The sequence below is a fragment of the Variovorax sp. P2_H12 genome (genome assembly GCF_056403395.1).
Genome location: NZ_JBFUFO010000093.1, coordinates 1 through 2671, shown reverse-complemented (window position 1 = coordinate 2671; position 2671 = coordinate 1). Strand labels below are relative to the sequence as shown.

Sequence of the window (2671 nt, the reverse complement as noted above, 5' to 3'; positions counted from 1 at the left end):
ACATTTCGTCCAGATGCCAGGTCGATCCTGGCTTGCGGCGTGCGGCCTTGGCGCGATGCGCGAAGCTGGCGCCGAACTTGTCGCCCCAGCGCCGGATCGTCTCGTAGCTCACGACCACGCCGCGCTCGAACAGTAGCTCCTCGATGTCGCGCAGGCTGAGCTGAAATCGAAAATACCAGCGCACTGCCTAGCTGATCACCACCGCCGGGAACCGGTGCCCGTGATAGAGCGATCTCGTCGTATCTTGCATCGCGAAAGCTTACGCCATCGGCAACGTGACAATGCCCTACGACGCCTTCGCGCCGATCGACGCCGGCGTTTTCGACACCCTGTTGTGGAACGAGCGCGGCGAAATCACCGAATGCACGCAAGGCAACGTGGCGCTGCTGCTCGACGGCCGCTGGGTCACGCCTGTGCTGCACTGCGGGCTGTTGGCTGGCATCGGGCGTGAACGCTGCCTACGCGAAGGCCGGGTGGTGGAGGCGGTCGTGCGTCTTGATGAACTTCCTCGCGTGCGAGGACTGGCCTTCGTCAATAGCTTGCGGGGCTGGATCGACGCCGTGCTCGATGAAGTTCGATAGGGCACTTGGAAAACCGGGCCGCAGTGGATCAGGCTCTGTCCCGCCTTGTGCAATGCGGCAGATCGGGAATCAATTTCGACTGTGCATAGAGAGTCGAATGAGGCGAGAAAGTTCATACGGAGACCGGGTTTACCAAGCCTACCGGCACGAAGTCCAGATCGTCGCCCATGCGCCCAACTGGATGTTTGCGGGCTGCGAAGACCTCTGGCTTCAAAAGCGATCAAGTGAACGTTGTGCGCCAGCACCCTGAATGATCTCAGCGACGCCGGGGTGCAAAGCGCCGAGCGGTGGCATCGGCATTGATCTCGAGGGCTGCTTCGCTGAAAAGCCGGGCTCGACCCTTGGTCGTCAGGCTGTATTGCCGTCGTTGCGGCGTCGCCGTATCGCCTGAGTCGGGAGCGTCGGGAGCGTCGACGTTAACGTGGGACACGAGTCCCTGATCTTGAAGGATTGCCAGGCGCGCCTGAAGCGTTCCACTCGAGATGGAGCCGCCTTCGGCCAGCTCGGAATCGAACTGCGGTGAGCGGTCGCGAAGGAGGGCGAGAATGAGGGAGTTCTTGTCGAGCGTCATCGACTACGGCGCCGTCGGCAAGGCGCGCAAATCCACATCGCGGAGCATGACGGGCTCGACCGAGCCGTCGGCGACCCGGCGCCGCACCGCGGCATGGATTTCCTGAAGGTGGTTGGCGAAGGTCGACAGGGGCGTGTCGTCACGCCCAGTCGGGTGATAGCGATAGTGGAAGGTCTCTTTGCCGACGCTCGCACCGACATGCTGCTCGCCGATCAGCACCCAGAAGCGGACAGTACCCGACGATTCATGAAATGTCGATTCATCGGTCAAGATATAAGCTTTCGGATGATGACGAAAGTCATCGAACCAGAGGGCGGCTCGCGTTCGATCGAACGAGGCGCGTCACACAATTGAAGAACTGCTTGCGGCCCTGGCAGCAGGGGCCAGAGTCGCTGCCATCGTAGTGCATTCGCCGTGTGGTCCGGCGAGGGGAGCGAAATAAGGGCATTCAAAACAACGCTCTCTTGCAAATGCCGCACACTCCACGCTCCTCATCGCCTGAAAGGCACTTCATGTCCATGACCATTTTGCAGGCGATCGAGCGTCTGAAGGAGATCCCTAACGATCTCGACATTCGCGGCCGCCTCGAGGCCTTCGAGCTGTGCGCGCCCACCCACAAGGGCCGGCCTAGCGACATCAGCATGGTCAAGTCCGCGCTGTGGCAAGGACAACTGCGCATCGACGCCGACACCCTGAAAGTCATACAGGCCATCGCGATCGAATCTGCGAATTCGCAGGATGCGTTGGCGCTGGCACGGTCCAAAGCATGAGACTGGACGCCTGCACGCTCCGCGCTCTGTCCCATTTCGGCCGAAGGCTTGGCTACGAGATATGGAAGCGGCCGATGGCGTCACGCTGCGCATTGACGATCGCAGCAAACGCATCGTCGATGCCGCAGTCGCCCGTGTTGATGACGAGGGAATCGGACCAGTTCTTTCCGGCGTGATCGGCCTTGGCCAGCTTGTACTGAACGCTCACCTTGAGGCCCGCGCAGCCGGAGGTCCTGCGAGCCTTGTCGGTGATCCATTTCGCTCAATTCCTCGAGCGTGACCGGGTGAGTTGTTGCCATTTTGTCCTTGTGTGTGGGTGCATTGTCGCTCCGCCACGCCGACCTCAACGCTGGCGATGGGCTCCGGCCAGAGCCGCTCAACCTGTCGTCCGTTGATTCCCAGCCACTGCGCGGCCTGGCCATCTCGCAGCATTCGATCCACCACGGCTCGGATCGTCTTGAGCCAGCCTGCCTCGCGCATCGTCATGGTGATCGTCGCTGCAGCTGTCGCCATGGCCATGCCTCGGAGCTCGTGGCGGCCCAATATGCGACATCTCAACTTTGCTGGAAGGCGACATTACTAAATCGCTCCTACAGAAAATGTCAACGCTGCTTTCAAATGTCGCAGCGCCAGCGAAGTTGAAATGTCGCATTTCTGGCCTCTTCTGATGGGATCCGACGAACGCCGTGACTGCCTTGCCTCTGCACTACAGGTCCTTGTCAGCCGAAGGCCGGAGCGATCGGTTAGTT

Annotated in this window: 4 protein-coding genes and 2 pseudogenes; 2 read left to right on the top strand and 4 right to left on the bottom strand. The window is 60.9% G+C overall.

The window, feature by feature from the left end:
- Positions 1-184 (bottom strand): annotated as a pseudogene (locus AC1DYK_RS35270) (IS6 family transposase); the annotation flags it as partial.
- Between the two features lie 103 nt (positions 185-287).
- Here AC1DYK_RS35270 and AC1DYK_RS35265 point away from each other — a divergent pair.
- Positions 288-581, top strand: a pseudogene (locus AC1DYK_RS35265) (aminotransferase class IV); the annotation flags it as partial.
- 256 nt (positions 582-837) lie between these two features.
- Here the strand turns inward: AC1DYK_RS35265 and AC1DYK_RS35260 are convergent.
- Together AC1DYK_RS35260 and AC1DYK_RS35255 are read right to left on the bottom strand one after the other, a co-directional pair.
- A complete protein-coding gene (locus AC1DYK_RS35260) occupies positions 838-1152 on the bottom strand; it encodes a hypothetical protein (RefSeq protein WP_478170503.1) in 315 nt (104 codons plus the stop codon).
- A 3-nt stretch (positions 1153-1155) separates the two neighbouring features.
- Positions 1156-1422 (bottom strand): DUF1488 family protein, encoded by a 267-nt coding sequence (locus tag AC1DYK_RS35255; RefSeq protein ID WP_478170502.1) that lies wholly within the window; start codon positions 1420-1422, stop codon positions 1156-1158.
- A gap of 242 nt (positions 1423-1664) precedes the next feature.
- Between AC1DYK_RS35255 and AC1DYK_RS35250 the strand changes: the two genes are divergently transcribed.
- A complete protein-coding gene (locus tag AC1DYK_RS35250) occupies positions 1665-1922 on the top strand; it encodes a hypothetical protein (RefSeq protein ID WP_478170501.1) in 258 nt (85 codons plus the stop codon).
- Between the two features lie 52 nt (positions 1923-1974).
- On the opposite strand, the gene AC1DYK_RS35245 is transcribed toward AC1DYK_RS35250, so the two are convergent.
- A complete protein-coding gene (locus AC1DYK_RS35245) occupies positions 1975-2130 on the bottom strand; it encodes a hypothetical protein (RefSeq protein ID WP_478170500.1) in 156 nt (51 codons plus the stop codon).
- Between the last annotated feature and the right edge of the window lie 541 nt (positions 2131-2671).

Coding starts and splice junctions, on each gene's coding strand:
- AC1DYK_RS35260 (WP_478170503.1), bottom strand. CDS start 1,152: ATGACGCTCGACAAGAACTCCCTCATTCTCGCCCTCCTTCGCGACCGC.
- AC1DYK_RS35250 (WP_478170501.1), top strand. CDS start 1,665: ATGTCCATGACCATTTTGCAGGCGATCGAGCGTCTGAAGGAGATCCCT.